Source organism: Enterobacter sp. 342, assembly GCF_036663495.1.
GTDB lineage: Bacteria > Pseudomonadota > Gammaproteobacteria > Enterobacterales > Enterobacteriaceae > Enterobacter.
Genome location: NZ_JAWUEI010000144.1, coordinates 1 through 378 on the forward strand (window position 1 = coordinate 1; position 378 = coordinate 378).

Annotated in this window: 1 pseudogene; it reads left to right on the plus strand. The window is 39.4% G+C overall.

Annotated elements, in window-relative coordinates:
• Window positions 1-249: pseudogene (locus V6E55_RS25685) on the plus strand (hypothetical protein); the annotation flags it as partial.
• Between the last annotated feature and the right edge of the window lie 129 nt (window positions 250-378).

The following is a 378-nucleotide window of genomic DNA, read 5'->3' on the forward strand; positions in this document are numbered from 1 at the left end:
CTCATGATGAACCCTGTTCCATGGCTCCAGATGACAAACATGATCTCATATCAGGGACTTGTTCGCACCTTCCCTAAATCATCATCAGAAGCGCAATATATAGAGGGGCGTCAGAATTTACTCAAAATGATGCAGGAGATCCCGTTGACGGATGATGAACAGGCAGCAGTAAATAATGATATTGGTGCGATAGACAAATTATTAGAGAAATTAAAAAATATTGAAACACCAGACAAGCAAAGAAGATAAAATAGCGAAAAATATCCCGGTTAATTTGAATACCCATGTTATTCTTTTTTATCTAAGGAAGGTGCGAATAAGCAGGTCATTTCTTCCCAAGCTGACTCGCTGATTAAAATTTCGCGGATCTGGGCCGAT